The organism is Anaeromyxobacter sp. PSR-1, from assembly GCF_000964525.1.
GTDB lineage: Bacteria > Myxococcota > Myxococcia > Myxococcales > Anaeromyxobacteraceae > Anaeromyxobacter.
Genome location: NZ_BAZG01000073.1, coordinates 1 through 19,562, shown reverse-complemented (window position 1 = coordinate 19,562; position 19,562 = coordinate 1). Strand labels below are relative to the sequence as shown.

Sequence of the window (19,562 nt, the reverse complement as noted above, 5' to 3'; positions counted from 1 at the left end):
CGCGGTCGTTCGGCTGCCCGTAGCCGCTGACCCCGATCACCACCGGGGCCGCGTCGCCCAGGCGGCGCCGGAGCTGGACGGCCAGCTCGTAGCCGTCGAGCACCGGGAGCCCGATGTCGAGGATGGCGACGTCGGGCCGGAGGCGCACCGCCAGCTCGAGCCCGCGCCCGCCGTCGGCGGCCACCCGCACCTCGTGCCCGGCGTGCGCGAGCACGTCGGCGAGCAGCTCGGCCGCGTCCTCGTTGTCGTCCACCACCAGGATGCGCAGGGGCGCGCCGCCGGGGGCGGCGTGGCGCGGCGCCGGCGCCGGGGCGGCGGGGGCGCCGGGCGCGGCGGGCAGCTCCACCACGAACGTGCTCCCCCTGCCCGGCCCGTCGCTGCGCGCCTCCACCCGGCCCCCGTGCAGCCCGACCAGGCTCCGCACCAGCGCGAGGCCGATGCCGAGCCCGCCCTGGCGGCGGTCCTGCCCCTGCGGCGCCTGGACGAACGGCTCGAAGATGCGCGAGAGGAGCTCGGGCGCGATCCCGCGCCCGTCGTCCCGGACCCGCAGCTCCACCCGGCCGCCGCGCAGCGCCGCCCGGACCTCGATGCGGCCGCGCGGCGGCGTGTACCGGGCGGCGTTGGTGAGCAGGTTCGCGACCACCTGCGCGAGGCGGTGCGGATCCCCGACCACCGCGAGCCCCTCCGGCACGTCCACCGTGAGCCGGTGCGAGCGCTCCTCCACGAGCGGGGTCGCCATCTCCACCGCCCGCGCGACGAACGACCGGACCTCGACGCGCTCCGGCTGCAGCTCCACCTTGCCCCGGGTGATCCGCGCGACGTCGAGCAGGTCGTCCACCAGCCGCACCAGGTGATCCACCTGCCGGCGGATGACCGCGTGCTCCCGCGTGCCGCCCCGCCCGCCCAGGTCCTGCAGCTCCAGCGCGGTCACGATGGGCGACAGCGGGTTGCGCAGCTCGTGGCCGAGCATGGCCAGGAACTCGTCCTTGGTGCGGCTGGCCGCCTCGGCCTCGGCGCGGGCGGCCTCGGCGACCGCGAGGTGCTGGTCGCGCTCCCGCTCGCGCGCGGCGAGCAGATCGGCGGAGCGCTCGAGCGCCTCGCCCAGCCGCGCCACCTCCACGATGCCGGCGGCCTCCACCCGCGGGCGGTCGCCGCGGGCGAGCGCCTCCGCGGACGCGGCCGCCGAGGCGATGGCGCGGGTGAAGCGGCCGGAGGCCAGGAACGCGCCGCCCGCGCTCAGGAGCACCACCGCGACGCCCAGCGCCGCGATGGTCAGCACCGACCGGCGGGTCGCCCCGTCCAGCATCTCGACGGGCGCCACCACCGCGGCGGTCCACCCGGCGTGGGACGAGTGGACGAACGCCACGTAGGAGCGCCCGCCGTCCAGCGGCATGTCCGGGTACACGCCCTCGCCGCGGTCCCGGACGGCCGCGAGGAACCGCGGCGTCGCGCGCTGGCCCACGAAGCGCTCCGGCGCGCGGCTCCGCGCCACCACCGTGCCGGACCGATCGACCAGCGTGCGGATCCAGGGGTTCTCGCCGTTGCCGGGCACCCGCACCAGGTCGCGCAGCGCGTCGGCGGGCACGAGCGCGCTCAGCACGTAGCGCACCCGCCCCTGGTGCAGCAGCGGGAGCCGCGCCGCCACGAGCAGCTCGCCGTCCGGGCTGGCGAAGACGTCGCCCAGCACCGGCTCGCCGGTCCGGACCGCCTCCTCCAGGCTGCGCGGGTCGCGCGGGGGCGCCGCGGGCGGGGTCGGCGACCGCCGCGTGTCGAGCAGGCGGTGTCCGTCCGGCCGTGCCAGGAGCACCGCGTGCCAGGTGGGCTGGGTGCGCAGCACGCGCACCGCGTCCTCCCGGAAGCCGTCCAGGTCGCCGCGCTCCAGCCGCCCCGATCCCCCCAGCGCCTGCAGCGCCCGGAACGTGGCGATGGTCTCGCGGTCCACCCCCTCGGCGAGCGTGCGCGCGTCGGCCACCAGGCGCTGCCGGTTCGCCTCGCGCTCGCCCGCCGCCAGCCGGCTCAGCATCGCGGCCGCGAACAGCGCGACCGGCAGCAGCGCGCCCGCGGTGAGGCCGACGAGGCGCCACCGGAACGGGATCGCCCGGGCGGGGCGGCGGCGCAGGAGCGCTCGGAGGCGAAGGGACCGCACCCGAGACGGATAGGACGCGGTGCGGCACGCTCCAACGCTCAGGCGGGGCTTCACCCAGCGTCATGTCACCGCACGCGGCCGCGCCCGCGACACGGCCGGGGCGAGCGGTCGGCCGCGAGCGGCGCGCCGGAGGCGGTCGGCTCAGCCGACGATGGACACGGACAGCTCGGACCCGGTGCAGACGATCCGGGCGGAGCGCGTCGTGCCCTTGGTCGCGGTGACGGCGCCGAGGCGCAGGTCGCCCGCGGTCCAGTCGGAGCCGAGCGCCTTCAGGAGGTCGTCGCGCGCGCGGTCGCAGCCCGCCTCGGGCGGCGGCGCCGTCAGCGTGACGGTGCGCACGCTGGGGCGCGCCACCGCGCCGGCGATCGACAGCTCCTGGAAGCGGTAGCCGGCGATCTCGAGCTGGGTGTGCGCGATGGCGGTGCGGCCGCCCAGGCCCTCCATCAGGCGGGCGTTGGGATCGAGCTTCTCGAGCTGGCCGCGGGCGTCGTCCCAGGGGGCGCCGGGCGAGACGGGCAGCTTGGCTTCGAGGGAGCCGCCGGCGGAGCCGCGGGAGCAGGCGGCCAGGGCGACGAGGACGGCGAGGACGGTGTGGGGGCGTACGGGCGAGCTGGACATCGTGCGAATTTCTCCTTCGGGTGCGGGGGCGGAATCTACTCCCGCGGCGCCCTTCGCGAAACCCGAATTCGACGCCCGGAGGGTACCCGTGCGGCGCGGCGGCCGCCCCGTTATCGTTGGCACCCGAACTTCCCCCGGAGGCGTGATGGAGATCGACCCGAAGGCCATCGTCGGCGCGCTCCTGCTGGCCGCGCTGGGCGTGCTCGCCACCGGCCCCGGGCTGTGGAGCGAGAAGTGGGGCTGGGGGTGGCTGCGCCGGAAGGACGAGCGCGGCGAGCGGGAGCGTTGAGCCCCGCGGCCGCGCCTCGCCTCCCGCGCGGTCAGGCGGCGCGCTTGCCGAGGCGGATGGTCAGCTCGCGGCCGGGCAGGTTCACCGACACCTGGATGTAGCTGAACATCGCCAGCACGAACGCGAACGTCAGCAGCAGGCCGGCCACGTGGTACGCGCCGGCGTACGAGCCGGTCGAGTCGGCGATCCGGCCGGCCAGCGTCGGCCCGATCACCCCGCCCACGCCCCACGCGGTGAACAGCAGGCCGTAGTTCACGCCCATGTTCTTCGTGCCCCAGCAGTCCGCCGCGGTGGCCGGGAAGAGCGCCAGGCAGGCGCCGTAGCTGAAGCCCACCGCCGCCGAGCCGACCACGAACCCGCCGATGGTGTTGAGGTCGGCGAAGAAGAACATGGCGAGCGCCTGCACCACGCACACCAGCGCGATGGTGACCGCGCGGCCGATGTAGTCGGAGATCACCCCGGCCACGACGCGGCCGCCGGCGTTGAAGCTGGCGAGCAGCGCCACGAACACCGAGCCCGCCTGGATGGCGTTCCCGGACTGGACCGCCACGATCTTGGCCATGTGGCCGATGATCATCAGGCCGGCGGTGGCGGCGCAGGCGTACTGCGCGTAGAGGGTCCAGAACATCGGCGTGCGGATGGCGTCGCGCCAGCCCACGTCCGCGTGCGCCGGCGCCGCCGGCCCGGCCGTGGCCGCCCTCGGCTTCACGTAGCCCGGGGGCGGGTTGCGGATGAGCTGCGAGAACGCGGTCGCGGTCACCAGGAAGGCGACGCCCAGGATCCGGAACGCGTTGCTGACGCCGTAGGTGGCGAGCAGGTGCTTCGAAAGCGGCGCGATGTACACCGGCGCGATGCCGAACCCTGCCACCACCAGGCCGGTGATGAGCCCCTTCTTCTCCGGCGGGAACCACTTCACCGCGGCCGGGGTCGCGGCCGCGTAGCCGAGCCCGAAGCCGGTGCCGGCGAGCAGGCCGAACCCGACCAGCGCCGGGGCGAGCGCGCCCGGCGTCGCGAAGCTCGCCACGATGAGGCCGATGCCGGTGAGGATGCCGCCCGCGCTCGCCACGAGCCGCGGCCCGAGGCGATCCTGCAGCCGGCCGGCCGGCACCATCATCAGGGCGAAGCAGGCGATGGCGATCGTGTACGGGAGCGTGGCCTGCGTCTTGGTCCAGCCGTACCCGCCGCGCGCGACCGGCTCGACCAGCTGCTTCGAGAACACGCTCCAGGCGTACAGGATGCCCAGTGCGAGGTTCAGCCCCATGCCAGCCAGCGTGACCACCCAGCCGCGTCGGTGCATGGTCCGGCCTCCGGCGGGCCATGGCCGCGCCGGCGTGGTGGACGGCGCGGCCGGGGCGGCCCGCTGACCCCGATTGACCGCGAGATTGATCCTCGATTGAGCGCGATATGAGCATCATCTCGATCGCGATGTCACGCGCGCGGCCGCGCGCGGGCGCCTCCTGCGACCGCATGCCGCGGCGCCGCCTGACGCGGATCCAGCGCGCTCCCCCGAACGCCGGGCGATCAGCGGACGGACTGCCGCACCAGGGCGTCGAGGTCCTTCGGGGCGATGCCGGCCTCGTGCAGCACGCCCCCCCAGGTCGCCTTCCCGGCCTTCACCTGGACCAGCCGCGCCAGCTCCGGCCGGCCGGTCCGCGCCGACAGCAGCGTGAGCACGATCAGCTCCTCGCTCCCGGCGCCCGCGGCCCGCGCCTCGCGGAGGCGCGCCGGATCCGCGCCCAGGCGCTTCACCAGCGTCGCGTCCACGATCACGCCGGCCAGCTCCGCGTCCGAGGCGCCGCGCGCGAGCGCCGCCTCCAGGTCCTTGCCCAGGGCCGGCTTGCCGGCCAGCGCGGCCTTCCAGCCGCCGGACCGATCGCGCAGCGCCAGCAGGTCGGCGGCGTCGGCGCCGGTGCGGGCGGCGGCGCCGTGCGCGATCCACAGGTCCTCGGCCGGGCGCCCGCCCATCACCGCGGCGACCAGCTCGCGCTTGGGCGGCCCGTACGCGGCCGAGAGGAGCGAGCTGCGGGCCGTGGCGAGGATGTACGGGTCGGCGGCGGCGGGGCGCTCCGGCTCGAAGGTGCGGTCGCGGAAGCAGTGGCAGCCGCCGGTGGCCTCGGCGTGCGCGGCCCCGGGGCCCAGCATTCCGAGCAGCGCGAGCAGGACGGCGGCGGCGGGGGCGGCGGGGCGGAGCATGCGGCGCAGGGTAGCCGGGGGGCGGGCCGGGGCACAACGGGCCGCGGTCCGGCCGGGCGCCCGGCGGCTTCCGGGGCACGCCCCGGCAGGCGCGCTCGCGCCGGGGCGCCGCCGCGGTAATGAGGCGCGCACGCAGGGGCGCGCGCCCGCGCCCGGAACCGGAGGCCACCCGTGAAGATCCTCGTCGCCGATGCCTTCCCCGCCGACCGCCTGCAGGACCTCGCCGCGCTCGGGCTCGAGGTCGAGGTGCGCGCCGACCTGCCGGCGAAGGACCTGCCCGCCGCCGCCGCCGGCGCGTCCATCCTGGTGGTGCGGTCGAAGCAGGTGAGCGCCGAGGTCTTCGAGCGCGCGCCGGGGCTGTCGCTGGTGGTCCGCGCCGGCGCGGGGGTGAACACCATCGACGTGGCGGCCGCCTCCCGGCGCGGCGTGTACGTCACCAACTGCCCCGGCCAGAACTCCATCGCCGTGGCCGAGCTCGCCATCGGCCTGCTCGTCGCGCTCGACCGGCGCATCCCGGACAACGTGGCCGCGCTGCGCGCCGGCCGGTGGGACAAGAAGCGCTTCTCCGAGGCGGAGGGGCTGTTCGGGCGCACGCTCGGGGTGGCGGGCGTCGGCGCCATCGGGCGCGAGGTGGCGAGCCGGGCCCGCGCCCTCGGGATGCGGGTGGTGGCCTGGTCGCGCTCGCTCGACGACGCGCGGGCGCGGGCGCTCGGGGTGGAGCGCGCGCCGGACCTCCTGGCGCTGGCGCGGGCCAGCGACGCGCTCTCGCTGCACCTCCCGCTCTCGCGCGAGACGCGGGGCGTGATCTCGCGCGAGGTGCTGGAGGCGCTCCGCCCCGGCGCGCTGCTCGTGAACACCGCCCGCGCCGAGCTGGTGGACCAGGACGCGCTGCTCGAGCTGGCCGCGGCGGGCCGCCTGCGGGTGGGCACCGACGTCTTCGCCGGCGAGCCGGAGAAGGGCCAGGCCGAGTTCGACAGCCCGCTCGCGAAGCTGCCCGGGGTCTACGGCACGCACCACATCGGCGCGTCCACCGCCCAGGCTCAGGACGCCATCGCGCGCGAGACGGTGCGGATCGTGGAGGCGTTCGTGCGCAGCGGCCAGGTGCCGAACTGCGTGAACGTGGCGCGGAAGACGCCGGCGCGCGCGCGGCTGGTGGTGCGGCACGTGGACCGCGTCGGGGTGATCGCGAACGTGATGGCGCTCATCCGCGAGGCGGGCATCAACGCCCAGGAGATCCGGAACACCGTGTTCGACGAGGCGGTGGCGGCGAGCTGCGCCATCGACCTCGACGAGCGACCGCCCGAGGCCGTGGTGGACCGGATCCGCGCCCGGGCCGACGAGATCCTGTTCGTCGGCTGCTTCGACCTGTGACGCGGCCGGCCGTCGCGCGAGGCGCCCCCCTCCACGGCGGGATCCCCGCGGCGGCGGGTTGACGCGCGCGCGCGCCTCCGGGACGCTGGAGGGGTCCCGGCGCGCCGCGGAGCGGGTCCGGACGCGGCCCGCGCCGCGCCGTGCCGGACGGGAGGAGGCCACATGCGCTTCATCGGCTGGAACCTGTTCTTCGCCGCCTGGCTGCTCGTCACCGCCTTCGCGCTCTCCCACAGCGGCCCGTCGATCTTCCTCACCTGCGTCGCGGCGCTCGCCATCGCGGTGCTCGCCTTCGCCTCGCGCGGCCTGCCCAGGCTGCGGCTGGCCATGGCGGTGGTGGCCCTGGTGCTCGGGGCCGCGGCGCTGCTCATGCCGGACCTGTCCGGCCTGGCCCGCCTCAACAACGGGCTGGTGGCGGCGCTCGTGTTCGCGCTGTCCGTGATCCCGGGCCGCGCCGACCTGGCCGGCTCGCGCGCCGGCTGAGCGGGAGGGCGGGCGGGGACCGGGGAACGCCGGCCGCGCACGGGCGCGCGGCGCCGGCACGTCCCGGTCGACACCCCGCCGCCCAGATGCGAGAGTCGGGGCGCCGGCCCCGACCATGCCCTCCTCGCCCGCCAGCACCGGCCTCCCCGCCCTCGACGCCGTGGTCCAGGGGCTCCGCCCCGGGGACAACGTGGTCTGGCAGGTCGAGTCGGTGGAGGACTACGCGCCGCTGGTCGCGCCGTTCGTGGCGCGCGCGCTGGCCGAGGGGCGCAGGCTCGTCTACTTCCGGTTCGCCCGCCACGCGCAGCTCGTGCCGGACGCGGCCGGCGCGCAGGTGCACCGGCTCAGCCCCGCGCTCGGCTTCGAGAGCTTCACCGCCAGCATCCACCGCGTGATCGAGGCCCAGGGCAAGGGCGCGTACTACGTCTTCGACTGCCTCTCCGGGCTGGCCGCCGACTGGTACAGCGACCTCATGCTCGGCAACTTCTTCATGGTCACCTGCCCGTACCTCTACGAGCTGGAGACCGTGACGTACTTCGCGCTGCTGCGCGACGGGCACTCGCACGAGGCGGTGGACGCGATCCGGAGCACCACGCAGCTCCTGGTGGACGTGTTCCGCCACCAGGCGGCGCTGCACGTCCACCCGCTCAAGGTGCAGGGGCGCCACTCGCCCACCATGTACCTGCCGCACCGCTGGGAGGGCGACGCGCTCCGGCCGCTCACCGAGAGCGCGGTGGTCGCCGAGGCGCTCGCCGACGCCACCGAGCGCCGCCACGATCCGTTCTCGCGCATCGACGTGTGGGAGCGGCGCTTCCTGCAGGCGCGCGCGGTGGCGGACGACGTGGTGGCCGGCCGGCGGACCTGGGAGGACGGCCAGGAGGCCTTCCGGACGCTGCTGCGCATGATGCTGACCCGCGACGAGCGCTTCACCGAGCTGGCGGCGCGCTACCTCGACCTCGACGACCTGTTCGCGATCCGCCGGCGCATGGTCGGCACCGGGCTGGTGGGCGGCAAGGCCGCGGGCATGCTGGTGGCGCGGGCGGTGCTGGAGCGCACCGAGCCCGGCTGGAAGCGGCGCCTCGAGCCGCACGACTCCTGGTTCGTGGGCTCGGACGTCTTCTACACGTACCTGGTGCGGAACGGGCTGTGGCGGGCGCGGCGCGGGCAGCGCTCCCGCGGCGCGTTCCTGGAGGGCGCCGCCGAGGCGCAGGACCGGATCCTGGCGGGCACCTTCCCGGACTTCGCGGTCCGGCAGTTCGTGCTCATGCTGGAGTCGTACGGCCAGTCGCCCATCATCGTCCGCTCCAGCAGCCTGCTGGAGGACGGCTTCGGCAACGCGTTCACCGGCAAGTACGAGAGCGTGTTCTGCCCGAACCAGGGCTCGCCGGAGGAGCGGCTCGAGGCGCTGCTCGCCGCGGTGAAGACGGTCTACGCGAGCGCCATGAGCGAGGAGGCGCTGCACTACCGCGAGCGCCGGGGGCTGCTCGACCGCGACGAGCAGATGGCCATCCTGGTGCAGCGGGTCTCCGGCGGCGTGCACGGGAAGTACTTCTACCCGCAGTGCGCGGGGGTGGCGCTCTCCTACAACCCGTACGTCTGGAGCCACCTCATCGACCCGCAGGCCGGGGTGCTGCGGCTGGTGTTCGGCATGGGCACGCGGGCGGTGGACCGCTCCGACGACGACTACACCCGCGTCGTCGCGCTCAACGCGCCCAAGCTCCGCCCGGAGACGAGCCTCGACGAGGTCACCGAGTACGCGCAGCGCCGCGTGGACGTCATCGACCTGGAGGCGAACCGCTTCGCGGCCGAGCGCATCGACGCGGTGGTGCGGGGCAGCCCGGACCTGCCGGTGGACCTGTTCGCGGTGCAGCGGCGCGAGGGCGGCGGCTGGGTGCTCACGTTCGAGAAGCTGCTGTGGGCGACCTCCTTCGTGGCCGAGATGCGGGCCATGCTCGCGATCCTCCGCGACGCCTACCGGTACCCGGTGGACGTCGAGTTCACCGCGAACCAGCTCTCCGGCGGGGAGCTGCGGGTCAACCTGGTGCAGTGCCGGCCGCTGCAGGTGAAGGAGGGCGGGATGCTGCCGCCCGCGCCGCAGGTGCGGGCCGAGTCGGTGCTGCTCGCGAGCCGCGGGCCGGTGGTGGGCCAGGGCACGCACGCGCCCGTCGACCGGGTGGTGTTCGTGGACCCGGACGCCTACTCGACGCTCTCCACCCAGGACCGCTACGAGGTCGCCCGGGTGGTCGGCCGCGCCGCGCGGCTCCCGACGGCCGCGGATGGCGGGCGGATCCTCCTGCTCGGCCCCGGGCGCTGGGGCACCACCACGCCGGCCCTCGGCGTGCCGGTCAGCTTCGCCGAGATCCACCGGGTCGCGGCCCTGGGCGAGATCATCGGGATGGGCAACGTGATCCCCGACGTGTCGCTCGGCTCGCACTTCTTCAACGAGCTCGTCGAGGCGGACATGCTCTACCTCGCGCTGTACCCGGGCTACCCCGGCCACGCGCTCGAGGCCGAGCGGCTGCGCGCCCTGCCGAACCGCCTGCCCGAGCTGCTCCCGGACGACGCGCGGCTGGCGGGCGTGGTGCGGGTGCTCGACTTCCCGGCGGCGCCCGGCGGGCCACGGCTCCAGCTCTACGCGAGCTGCGTCACGCAGGAGGTGCTGGGCTACCTCGCCGACGAGCCCGCCGGCGCACCCGGCCCTCCCCCGCCGCCGACCGCGGCGTAGGGGAGAACGGGACGCGCCGGACGGGAGCCCCGGGGGGCCCCGCGTCCGGCGCGCGGGCGATCACGACCGACCGCCGCGGTCCGCTACCGCATCGACACCTTCTTCGGCGCCTTCGCGCCCACCACGTCGAGCGCGCCCTGCGCCAGGACCTGCGCCTCCTTGACCTTCTCGATGGTGTACTTCGGCGCGTGCACGCCCGACGAGCCGTCGGCCGCGACGGTGTCGAGGATCGCCTGCGCCTGGTTCGCCATGAGCGTGGCCTGGCCGAGCTTGGCGGCCGGCAGCTTCGCCTTCGCGATGGCCGGGCGCGCCGCGTCGAGCAGCCGCTTCGCCTCCGCCACGCCCTGCTTCACCGGGTTCTGCCACCCCATCAGCCGGTCGTAGATCTGCTGCTGGTTGGTGAAGTGCAGGTCCTTCGAGAGCTCCGACCGCACCGGGCTGTGGCAGCCGCCGGCGCTCTCCAGGTCGTCGTCGCCCCAGCTCGTCCGGCCGCAGGCCCACATCAGGTCCACGAACGGCTTGCCGTCCTTCTTCGCGAGCCGCCAGGCGCCTTCCTTCCAGTTGCGGTCCTTCCCCGGCGGCGGGTCGAGCGTCTTCGCCTTCGGGTCCACCAGGATCTTGAAGATGTGCGAGGTGCGCTGCGTGTCGAAGCCGGCGACGTCCGTGTACTGGATCGCGCCGAAGTTCTCGCAGCTCATCATGCTCGGCATGTGGCAGCTCGAGCACTTGTTCGCGCCGTGGACGTCGTTGTGGACGAACATGGACGCCTGCGCCTGGTGGCAGTCCTGGCACTCCTTCTTCAGGCCCGGCACCGTGACCCGCTCGCGCCAGTCGTTCGCGGTCACCTCGTGCGGATCGTGGCACGTGGAGCAGGTCATGCCCGACTCCCAGTGCGCGGTGTAGTACGCCTGCGAGCCCTCGGTGCCGCACGACGGGCAGCGGCTCTTGAAGTACGCGTTGAACGCCTGGCGCGGATCCTTGGCCGCCTCGTCCGCGTTCCAGACGAACCGCTGGTGGCAGCGCTCGCAGTTGGAGGAGGCCGAGGCGCGCGCGCCCATGAGGTGCGCGCCGGCGCCGTGGCACTCCTCGCAGCTGATGCCCTTGTTGATGGTGTGCTTGCGCAGCTCCTCCGGCTTGCCCAGCGCCTGGATCAGCTCCTCCTGGCTCTTGAAGTCGAACTTGAACGAGTGGCACACCTCGCAGTACGCGGTGGCCGGCTGGAACATCATCGTCTTGCGGTTCTTCGAGCCGTAGGACGTGAGGCCCCAGGTCTTGCTGCCGTTGTCGCCGAACTCCTCGAGCTTGGTCGGGAAGCCGGGGACCCAGGTCGCGATCTGCTTCGCCACCTCGGGCGTGAGCGACTCGGCCCAGGTGCGGGAGTGCTGGTTGCCGCCCGCCACCAGCGTGCCGGTGCCGTCGCGGAGCAGCCCGCCCTCGACGTGGTAGGTGCCGCGGACCAGCCACGCGTCCAGGAAGCCGTACTTGGTGCGCGGCGTGCCGATGATCGCGTAGACCGCGTCGGGCGTGATGCCCGGGGGCAGGATGGGCGCCTCGCCGAACTGCGGCTTGGTCAGGTCCTTCGTCTCCACCATCTCGTCGGGGAACCGGACCACCAGGTTGTGGCGGGAGCGCTTCCACTTCTCGTACTGGGCGGGGTGGCACTCGCCGCACTTCTTCGAGCCGACGAACTTGTTGGGAAGGTCGAGGATCGACTCCTGGCCCAGGCGGTAGGTGATGGAGGCGTGCTCGCCGGTCTTCTCGGCGTAGGCCTTGCCGCCGCCGAACTCGACGAACTCCTCCTCGCGGTCGCTGATCGTGTACTTGCCGACGAGCCGGCCGTCCTTCTCGTACTTGAAGATGGGGTGGACCTTCCTCAGGTAGTCGTAGAAGGCCTTCTCCTGCTCGACGTAGCCCTGGAGCGTGCGCGGGGAGCCGGAGGCCGCCGGTGTGGCCTCCTTCTCCGCCGCGGACGCCGGGGCCGTCACCGCCGCCAGCGCGAGCGCCATCGCCGCGGCGCCCGCCCTCGACATCCACGTGGATTGCATGCCCTGCTCCCTCTCGTTCGGTGGAATTCAAACGATCCGAACCGTGCGCGACCCTAGTCGCCGGGCACGCGCGTGAGGCGTGGGCAAATCGTCTCGACCCGCCAATGGATGCGGCGCGGCCGCGCGCGCCGTCCTGCGTTCACTCAACGTCGATGTCGACCCGGGAGCGTCGCGCCGCGAGGCGGCGGGCACCCGGCGGCGCTACCCGGCCGCCTGCGCGTCCAGCCAGACCTCGAGCCCCTGGGCGTTCAGGTCGAGGTCCACGCCGAACAGGTCCAGCGCGGCGGCGCGGTCGAGCGGCGCGCCGTGCGCGGCCAGCCCGGCGAGGAGCTGCCCCGCGAGCGCGTCGCGCAGCGCCGCGTGGCGGCCCGGCCCGGCGGGCGCCGCGCGCGCCAGGCGCACGTGCTCGTCGAGCGCGCGCCCCAGCTCCTCGGCGTGCCGGGCCACGTCGCCCTCCAGCATGCCGTAGTGGGTGAGGTAGACGCGCTCGGGCGCCTCGGCCAGCATGCGCGCGAGCGTCGCCTTCAGCGCGGGCGGGTCGAGCTGCACCGGCGTGGTGGTGGGGAACAGGAACGGGCCGCGGGCCGAGTCGGTCTCGCGGTAGGAGATGCCGAACGCGTCGCCGGTGAAGAAGCCGCGCGAGCGCGGGTCGTGCAGCACCAGGTGGTGCTTCGCGTGCCCGGGCGCGTCCAGCGCGCGCAGGGGCCGGTCGCCGAGGTCGAGCGTGAAGCCGTCGGCCGCCTCGATCACGCGCTCGGCCGGCGCCGGGACCACCTCGCCGTACAGCGCGCGGACCCGCTCGGCGCCGTACACCTCCGAGGCGCCGGCCATGAGCTTCGAAGGATCGATCATGTGGCGCGCGCCGCGCGGGTGGACGACCAGGCGCGCGCGCGGCAGCGCGCGCAGGAGCGCGCCGGCGCCGGCGGCGTGGTCGAGGTGCACGTGCGTCACCACCACGTGCGACACGTCGTCCGGCCGGAGCCCGGCCGACGCCACGGCCTCGAGGACGCGGGGCACGGAGCCGGCGGTCCCGGTCTCGACCACCGCGGCGGCGTCACGGCCGCGCACCAGGTACGCGGCCGCGAGGCGGGGCCGGACGTAGCCGGTGTCGATGAGGTGGACGCCGGGGGCGATCTCGCGGGCGGGCTCGAAGGTCATGGATGCGGGCTCCGGGGAGGATGGTCGTCCAGCGTAGCGCATCGGCGGGCCGCTGCGCGCCGGCGCGCACCCGGCGCCCACACCCGGCGCAGCCCTGCGATTTCACGAGCGGTCATGAGCCCCCTAATGGGCGTTGAGCCGGACCCGGAGGATCGCCACGATGCGAGGTGAAGCACGCAGCACCTTCCAAGGAGGTCGCATAGCAGCGGAGCAACTGCAGGACACATCGAATGCAGTCGAGGCCGGGTGAGCCGGCCGCAACGCTCGCGATGACGAGCTACCAACAAGGTGAATCGAAGGGGCCCGGACCAGTGGGCCCCTTCGGCTTTTGGGGATTCCCCTCGGCGCTGCGCCGCCGGGTCACGCCCGGTCGCCCGGCGCCTCCATGGGCCGACCTCCTCGCCCGTCCAGCCCCGGAGCTCCCGCCATGAAGACGCTCGGCCGCCTCGCCGCGGCGCTCGCCCTCCTCGCCGCCGCCACCGCCTCGCCCGCCCGCGCCGCCGCGGCGCCGGCTCCGGCCCGCGCCGCGGACGAGGGCGCCCGCGCGCGCCTGAACCGCGCCGCGCTCGACCTCGGCCTGCCGCTGCACTGGCGCGGCGACGCGAACGCGAACGGCGCCATCGACCCGCCGGAGCTCGCGCTGGTGTTCGGCCTGGACGAGCTGCCGCGCGACCACTGGATCCGCCGCGGCCGGTTCACCCCGGCGTTCCGGGCCGCCTGGGCGCGGGTCGAGGCCCGGGCGTCCGCGCCGGCGGCGGAGCCTGCCGGTCGCGACGCGGCGCGCCAGACGGCGCTGGCGCGGGAGCTGTCGCAGCGGCTGTTCGCGGTGGTGGAGGCGGACCTCTCGGGCCTGCGCCCGGCCGAGCGCGAGATGCTCCGCCACCTGGTGGACGCGGCCCGCATCATCGAGCGCCTGAGCGCGCGGCAGCTCGGCACCCTCGGCATGGCGGCGCGCATCCCGCCCGGCGACGGCCCCTCCCGGCTCGCGTTCCTGGTGAACAAGGGGCCGTGGTGCACCGCGCCCGCCACCGAGGGCGACCCGGCGTGCGGCGCGCTCTCCCCGGTGCCGCCGCGCCGCTCCGGCCTGTACCCGGCCGACCTGCAGGCGGACGCGGGCTTCTGCGCCGAGCTGGCGCGCGCGCCGGCCGCGGCCGCGCTCACGAACCCGTTCACCGCGGTGGTGCGCGACGCGCGCGGCGGGCTCGCGGCGGTGCCGTACCCGAAGGCCTGGCCCGAGGACATGGAGGCGGTCGCCCGCGCGCTGGAGCGGGCCGCCGCGGCGATCCGGGCCACGGACGACGAGCGGGCGCTCCACGCGTACCTGCTGGCGGCGGCGCGCGCGTTCCGCGACGGCGGCTGGGAGCGCGCCGACGAGGCCTGGGCCCGCATGAACGCCGAGAACTCGCGCTGGTTCCTGCGGGTGGCGCCCGACGAGACGTACTCGGATCCCTGCGCGCTGAAGGCCGGCTTCGAGCTCGCGCTCGCGCGCATCGACCCGGGCTCGCTGGCGTGGCAGCGCCGGCTCGAGCCGGTGAAGCAGGACATGGAGGCGGCGCTGGCCCGGCTCGCGGGGCCGCCCTACGCGGCGCGCCCGGTCGCGTTCCACCTGCCGGACTTCATCGCCGTCGTGCTGAACGCCGGCGACGCGCGCTCGCCCCGCGGCGCCACCGTGGGCCAGTCCCTGCCGAACTGGGGGAAGGTGGCGAACGAGGGCCGCGGCCGGACCGTGGCGATGACGAACTTCTACACCGACCCGGAGAGCCTCGAGATCCGGCGCCGGCGCGCGGCCTCGGTGCTGTGCCCCGACACCATGGCCCGGCGCACGCCGGATCCGGACGCCGAGCGGATGGGCTTCGTGCTGCACGAGGCGGCGCACAACCTCGGCCCGTCGCACGAGTACGCGGTGGACGGCCGGACCGCGCCGCAGATCTTCGGCGGGAACCTGGCGGCCATGCTGGAGGAGCTGAAGGCGCAGCAGAGCGCGCTGTACCTCGCCGGCTGGCTGGCGGGGCGCGGCGTCATCCCGCCCGCGCAGGCGGACCGGGCGCTGCTCGAGAACGTGGTCTGGGCGTTCGGCCAGGTGAGCGGCGGCGTCCGCACCTCGGACGGGCGGCTGCGGCCGTACGCGGCGCTCGCCGCGATCCAGCTCGCCGCGCTCGCCGACGACGGCGCGCTGGTGTGGCGCCCGGACGCGAAGGCCGCGAACGGCGAGGACGCGGGCTGCCTCGAGCTCGACCGGGCGCGGCTGGGCGCGTCGGTGGAGCGCCTGGAGACGCTCGCGCTCGGCATCAAGGCGCGCGGCGACCGGGCCGCGGCGGAGGCGCTGGTGCAGGCGCACGTGGACGCCGCCACCGGGAAGAACGCGGAGCTCCGGCGCGTGATCACCGAGCGCTGGCGGCGCTTCCCGGACACGACGTTCCTGTACGCGACGCCGTGAGCTGCCCCGGCGCCCCGGACGGGCGCCGGGCGGCTTAGGCACTTCTTAGGAACGGCCGAGCGATGCTTTTAGGAACCCCGCCCCGCGCGCCCGGGCATCCTCCGCCCGTCTTCGAGACGCACCGGGGGAGCGCGATGGCGGGGGGGAAGTGGCAGCGCATCGGGAAGGTCGCGGCGGCGCTCGCGGGCGCCGCCGCGGCCGCCCTGTGGACGGCGCCGGCCGGCGCGCGCGCCGCGGGCGCCGCGCCGGAGCGGCTCTCCGCCACCGGCCTGTTCGCCGACGCCGCGCACGGGGTCGTCGCGCCGGGCGTCCTCCGCTACACGCCGCAGTACCCGCTCTGGAGCGACGGCGCCGCCAAGGCGCGCTGGATCCGGCTCCCGGCCGGCCAGGCGATCGACGCCTCGGACCCGGACGCCTGGCGGTTCCCGCCGGGCACGCGGCTCTGGAAGGAGTTCTCGTTCGGCGGCCGCCGCGTCGAGACGCGCTACATGGTCCTGGGCCGCGACGGCGCCTGGACGTACGCGACCTACCGCTGGCTGCCCGACGGCAGCGACGCGGTGCGCGCGCCGGAGCGCGGCCTGCCCGGCGTGGCGGAGGTGGCGCCGGGCGTGCGCCACGACCTGCCGTCCGCCGCCGACTGCCGCGCCTGCCACGAGGGCGGCCCGACGCCGGTGCTCGGCTTCTCCGCGCTGCAGCTCTCCCCGGATCGCGACCCGCTGGCGCCGCACGCCGAGCCGGCCGCGCCGGGCGACGTGGACCTGCCCGCGCTGGCGCGCACCGGCCGGCTGCGCGGGCTCCCGGAGGACCTGCTCGCCACGCCGCCCCGGATCGCGGCGCCCTCCCCGCGCGCCCGCGCCGCGCTCGGCTACCTCCACGCGAACTGCGCGAGCTGCCACGACGCCCGCGGCGAGCTCGCCTCGCTCGGGCTCGACCTCGCCCAGCGCGTGCGCGGCGGCGACCCGCGCGCGCCGCTCGCCACCGCGGTCGGCCGGCCCAGCCGCGCCCACCCGCCCGGCATGGGCGAGGCGCCGCTGCGCATCGCGCCCGGCGAGCCCGGGGCGAGCGTGCTCGTCCGGCGCATGGCCTCGCGCGACCCGCTCCTCCAGATGCCGCCGTTCGGCACGAAGCTCGCCGACCCGCAGGCCCTCGACCTCGTCGCCGCCTTCGTCCGGGATGACCTCGGACCGGCGACGACCCACCCGGCAGCACCCGATCACCAGGAGAAGAACCGATGAAGCGCATCGCCACCGCAGCACTCGCCGCCGCCGCCCTCGCGCTGCTCGCGGCCGCCACCGCCCCGCAGGCCGCCGGCAAGGACGCCGCGATCGCCCGCGGCAAGTACCTCGTCACCATCGCCGGCTGCAACGACTGCCACACGCCGTTCAAGATGGGGCCGAACGGCGCCGAGCCCGACATGACCCGGATGCTCTCCGGCCACCCGGAGCAGCTCGTCCTGCCGCCCGCCCCCGCGCTGCCCGAGGGGCCCTGGGGCGCCGTGTTCTCGCTGACCATGACCGCCGCGTCCGGCCCGTGGGGCACGACGTTCGCCGCGAACCTGACGCCGGACCGGGAGACCGGGATCGGCGCCTGGACCGAGAAGGAGTTCAAGGAGACGCTCCGCACCGGGCGCCACCTCGGCCGCGGCCGCCAGATCCTCCCGCCCATGCCGTGGCCGAACGCGGCGCACCTCACCGACGCGGACCTGTCCGCCATGTTCGCGTTCCTGCAGTCGATCCCGGCCATCAAGAACCGCGTCCCGGCGCCGATCCCGCCGGCGCAGTCCGCCGCCCGCTAGCGCCGACGGCTCGCCGGCACCGGGCCCCGGTCGCCCCCGCGCTCCGGCGCGGGCGGCGGCCGGGGCCTGCGCACGTCCGCACGCCCGCAGGGGACCGCCCGGCGGCCCACCCGGTCCGCCGGGCGCGCACGCTTCTTCCCCTCCGAGGGCCGGAATGGGCGATCCTTCCCGCGGCGGAGGTCCGGGGCGGGCCGCGCGCCGTCGCGGCCCCGTCCCTTGCCGCGCCTGGGCCCTCCGGGGCGGCGGGCGCGAGGAGCGGAGCATGCCGGAGGCGGTGTCGCTGGGGCGGGTGGCGGTGCTGGATCGGAGCGAGGCGGGCCGGCGCGCGGTGCGCGCCATCCGCGAGCTGGCGCGCGAGGGGAAGTCGGCGCTCGCGGTGGCGGTCCACGCCCCGCGCGACCGGCGCCTGCCGTTCGTCCGCGACGCCGACGCCGCGGTGGAGGTGGAGGGGTCGCCGGAGCTGGCGCTGCACGTGGCCGGCGCCGAGGCCGCCTGGCTCGGCCCCGCGCCGCTGGCGGAGCGGGCCGCCTTCGCCGAGGCCTGCGAGCAGCTCGGCGTGCTGTTCCTCGGCCCGCCCTCCTCGGTGCTCGAGCGCGTGCGCACGCCGGAGGGGCTCGCCGCGATCGCGGACGAGGTGGGCGTGCCGCTCGCCGCCGCCGGCGCGGCCGACCCCGCGGCGCGGCTGCTCGAGATCGTGGTGGCGCGGGACCGGAACGGCGAGGCGCAGGCCGTCGGCGTGGGCGACGCCTCGCTGCGGCTCGCGGACGTGGCGGTGCTGGCCGAGTCCCCCTCGCCGGCGCTCGGCGCCCAGGAGGACGCGCGCGCCCGCATGCTCGGGCTCGCGATCGCGGCGGCGGCCCGCTGGGTGGGGATCGCCAGCGTGGAGCTGCTGTTCGACCCGGCCACGCGCCGGCTGGCGCTCGCCGGCGTGGACGCCTTCCCTCGGTCGGCCGCGGCGGTCGAGGCCGCCGCCGGGGTGGACCTGGTCCGGCAGGCGGTCCGGCTCGCCGCCGGCGCGCCGCTCCGCCCGCTGCCGGCGCCGCGCGGCCACGGCGTCGCGGCCCGGCTCCTGGCGCGCGATCCCGAGTCGGCGCAGCCGGCGCCCGCGCCCGGGCGGCTGGAGCGGCTGCGGCTGCCCTCCGACCCCGACGTGCACGCCGAGGCCGCCGTCGAGGAGGGCGACGAGGCGCGCGGCGGCGCCGAGCCCATCGCCACCATCGTCGCCCTCGGCACCGACCGCGGCCGCGCCCTGGGGCGCCTCGCCCAGGCGCTCTCGGACACCGACGCGCTGGCGCGCGGGAGCGGCTCGAGCAAGGCCTGGCTGCTGGCGCTGCTGGCCCGCGCCGAGGTGCGCGCCGGGACGGCCGGCGTGGGCTTCCTGCCCCGCCTCGCCGCCGCGCGCGAGCGGCTGGTCGCGCCCAGCCCCGAGGTGGCGCTGCTCGCCGCCGCGCTGGAGTCGTACGAGCTGGAGCTGGACCTGGAGCGCGCGCGCTTCCTGGCCGAGGCGCGCCGCGGGCGGCCGCGGGTCGGCCCCTCGTCGGGCCGCGCGGTGGAGCTGCTCCACGCCGGCGAGCGACACCGGCTGGAGGTGCGCCAGACCGCTCCGGACGCGTACCGGGTCTCGCCGGCGGGCGCCGCGCCGGTGGACGTGAAGGTCGATCGCCTGGCCCGCGGCGAGCGCCGCCTGGCCTGGGGCGGCCGGCGCGCGCGCGTGCTCTCGGCGGTGGACGGCATCCGCCACCTGGTGGACGTGGACGGGGTCCCGCACCTCGTCACCCGCGACCCGGGCGGCGTGATCACCTCCCCGCTGCCCGGCATGGTGGTGGCGCTGCCGGTGGTGCCCGGACAGCGCGTGGCCGCGGGCGAGCCGGTCGCCCGCGTCGAGTCGATGAAGGTCGAGCTGGCGGTGCCCGCGCCGGCCGCCGGCGTCGTCCGCGAGGTGCTGGCGGTGCCGAACGGCCAGGTCGACGCCGGCGCGCCCTTGCTGCGCATCGACCCCGAGGGCGAGGGCCCGCCCGCCGCGCTGGGCGCGCCGCTCGCGCTGGGCGGCGAGCCGCCGGCGGAGCCGTCCACCGCGCACGAGCGGTACCTCGCCGGCCTCCGCGAGCTGAACCGGCTGCTGCTCGGGTTCGACCTCTCCGACGCCGACGCGCGGGCGCTCACCGCCGGCTGGCGCGACCGCGCCGCCGGCGTGGCCCCGGAGGACCCGGGGGCGCTGCGCGAGGAGGAGCGCGCGCTCGCCGCGTTCGGCGACGTGCAGGCGCTGTTCTCGCGCGGCCGCGCGCCGGACGCCGCCGCCGACGCG

At 76.4% G+C, this 19,562-nt stretch carries 14 protein-coding genes; 8 read left to right on the top strand and 6 right to left on the bottom strand.

Going from position 1 to position 19,562, the window contains the following annotated elements; genetic code table 11:
• Both PSR1_RS12450 and PSR1_RS12445 read right to left on the bottom strand, forming a co-directional pair.
• A partial coding sequence (locus tag PSR1_RS12450) for an ATP-binding protein (RefSeq protein ID WP_059437884.1) occupies positions 1 to 2,146 on the bottom strand: 2,146 nt, incomplete at its 3' end.
• Between the two features lie 141 nt (positions 2,147 to 2,287).
• Positions 2,288 to 2,764 (bottom strand): hypothetical protein, encoded by a 477-nt coding sequence (locus tag PSR1_RS12445; protein ID WP_059437883.1) that lies wholly within the window; start codon positions 2,762 to 2,764, stop codon positions 2,288 to 2,290.
• 145 nt (positions 2,765 to 2,909) lie between these two features.
• Between PSR1_RS12445 and PSR1_RS24190 the strand changes: the two genes are divergently transcribed.
• Positions 2,910 to 3,053, top strand: coding sequence for a hypothetical protein (locus tag PSR1_RS24190; protein ID WP_012527042.1), 144 nt, complete (start codon positions 2,910 to 2,912; stop codon positions 3,051 to 3,053).
• Between the two features lie 31 nt (positions 3,054 to 3,084).
• Here PSR1_RS24190 and PSR1_RS12440 read toward each other — a convergent pair whose 3' ends face one another.
• Both PSR1_RS12440 and PSR1_RS12435 read right to left on the bottom strand, forming a co-directional pair.
• Positions 3,085 to 4,350 carry an OFA family MFS transporter gene (locus PSR1_RS12440; protein WP_059437882.1) on the bottom strand — a complete coding sequence of 422 codons (1,266 nt, stop codon included), beginning with the start codon at positions 4,348 to 4,350 and terminating at the stop codon, positions 3,085 to 3,087.
• 224 nt (positions 4,351 to 4,574) lie between these two features.
• On the bottom strand, positions 4,575 to 5,246 hold the full coding sequence (locus PSR1_RS12435; protein WP_059437881.1) for a hypothetical protein: 672 nt from the start codon (positions 5,244 to 5,246) through the stop codon (positions 4,575 to 4,577).
• Positions 5,247 to 5,417: 171 nt separating this feature from the next.
• On the opposite strand from PSR1_RS12435, the gene PSR1_RS12430 reads away from it, so the two are divergent.
• The 3 genes from PSR1_RS12430 (at position 5,418) to PSR1_RS12420 (ending at position 9,822) form a co-directional block, all read left to right on the top strand.
• Positions 5,418 to 6,617, top strand: a complete 1,200-nt coding sequence (locus tag PSR1_RS12430) for a 3-phosphoglycerate dehydrogenase family protein (RefSeq protein WP_059437880.1) — start codon at positions 5,418 to 5,420, stop codon at positions 6,615 to 6,617.
• Between the two features lie 162 nt (positions 6,618 to 6,779).
• Positions 6,780 to 7,097, top strand: a complete 318-nt coding sequence (locus PSR1_RS12425) for a hypothetical protein (protein ID WP_059437879.1) — start codon at positions 6,780 to 6,782, stop codon at positions 7,095 to 7,097.
• A gap of 115 nt (positions 7,098 to 7,212) precedes the next feature.
• Positions 7,213 to 9,822: a PEP/pyruvate-binding domain-containing protein gene (locus tag PSR1_RS12420; protein ID WP_059437878.1), complete on the top strand. Its 2,610-nt coding sequence runs from the start codon at positions 7,213 to 7,215 to the stop codon at positions 9,820 to 9,822.
• 83 nt (positions 9,823 to 9,905) lie between these two features.
• On the opposite strand, the gene PSR1_RS12415 is transcribed toward PSR1_RS12420, so the two are convergent.
• A complete protein-coding gene (locus tag PSR1_RS12415; protein ID WP_059437877.1) occupies positions 9,906 to 11,867 on the bottom strand; it encodes a cytochrome c3 family protein in 1,962 nt (653 codons plus the stop codon).
• A 201-nt stretch (positions 11,868 to 12,068) separates the two neighbouring features.
• Positions 12,069 to 13,025 (bottom strand): MBL fold metallo-hydrolase, encoded by a 957-nt coding sequence (locus PSR1_RS12410; protein ID WP_059437876.1) that lies wholly within the window; start codon positions 13,023 to 13,025, stop codon positions 12,069 to 12,071.
• Positions 13,026 to 13,452: 427 nt separating this feature from the next.
• Here PSR1_RS12410 and PSR1_RS12405 point away from each other — a divergent pair, with 427 nt between their 5' ends.
• The 4 genes from PSR1_RS12405 to PSR1_RS12390 form a co-directional block, all read left to right on the top strand.
• Positions 13,453 to 15,462 (top strand): hypothetical protein, encoded by a 2,010-nt coding sequence (locus tag PSR1_RS12405; protein ID WP_059437875.1) that lies wholly within the window; start codon positions 13,453 to 13,455, stop codon positions 15,460 to 15,462.
• Positions 15,463 to 15,596: 134 nt separating this feature from the next.
• Positions 15,597 to 16,697 carry a hypothetical protein gene (locus PSR1_RS12400; protein WP_059437874.1) on the top strand — a complete coding sequence of 367 codons (1,101 nt, stop codon included), beginning with the start codon at positions 15,597 to 15,599 and terminating at the stop codon, positions 16,695 to 16,697.
• Complete coding sequence (locus PSR1_RS12395; RefSeq protein ID WP_059437873.1) at positions 16,694 to 17,257, top strand: c-type cytochrome; 564 nt, start codon at positions 16,694 to 16,696, stop codon at positions 17,255 to 17,257. The genes PSR1_RS12400 and PSR1_RS12395 overlap by 4 nt, the downstream gene beginning before the upstream one ends.
• Before the next feature lie 262 nt (positions 17,258 to 17,519).
• Positions 17,520 to 19,562: biotin carboxylase N-terminal domain-containing protein (locus PSR1_RS12390; protein ID WP_272946359.1), on the top strand; the 2,043-nt coding region annotated here is incomplete at its 3' end.

What these genes read in the sequence shown, in the direction of transcription:
- PSR1_RS12445 (WP_059437883.1), bottom strand. Translation starts at nt 2,764, where the DNA reads ATGTCCAGCTCGCCCGTACGCCCCCACACCGTCCTCGCCGTCCTCGTC.
- PSR1_RS24190 (WP_012527042.1), top strand. Translation starts at nt 2,910, where the DNA reads ATGGAGATCGACCCGAAGGCCATCGTCGGCGCGCTCCTGCTGGCCGCG.
- PSR1_RS12440 (WP_059437882.1), bottom strand. Translation starts at nt 4,350, where the DNA reads ATGCACCGACGCGGCTGGGTGGTCACGCTGGCTGGCATGGGGCTGAAC.
- PSR1_RS12435 (WP_059437881.1), bottom strand. Translation starts at nt 5,246, where the DNA reads ATGCTCCGCCCCGCCGCCCCCGCCGCCGCCGTCCTGCTCGCGCTGCTC.
- PSR1_RS12425 (WP_059437879.1), top strand. Translation starts at nt 6,780, where the DNA reads ATGCGCTTCATCGGCTGGAACCTGTTCTTCGCCGCCTGGCTGCTCGTC.
- PSR1_RS12420 (WP_059437878.1), top strand. Translation starts at nt 7,213, where the DNA reads ATGCCCTCCTCGCCCGCCAGCACCGGCCTCCCCGCCCTCGACGCCGTG.
- PSR1_RS12415 (WP_059437877.1), bottom strand. Translation starts at nt 11,867, where the DNA reads ATGCAATCCACGTGGATGTCGAGGGCGGGCGCCGCGGCGATGGCGCTC.
- PSR1_RS12410 (WP_059437876.1), bottom strand. Translation starts at nt 13,025, where the DNA reads ATGACCTTCGAGCCCGCCCGCGAGATCGCCCCCGGCGTCCACCTCATC.
- PSR1_RS12405 (WP_059437875.1), top strand. Translation starts at nt 13,453, where the DNA reads ATGAAGACGCTCGGCCGCCTCGCCGCGGCGCTCGCCCTCCTCGCCGCC.
- PSR1_RS12400 (WP_059437874.1), top strand. Translation starts at nt 15,597, where the DNA reads ATGGCGGGGGGGAAGTGGCAGCGCATCGGGAAGGTCGCGGCGGCGCTC.
- PSR1_RS12395 (WP_059437873.1), top strand. Translation starts at nt 16,694, where the DNA reads ATGAAGCGCATCGCCACCGCAGCACTCGCCGCCGCCGCCCTCGCGCTG.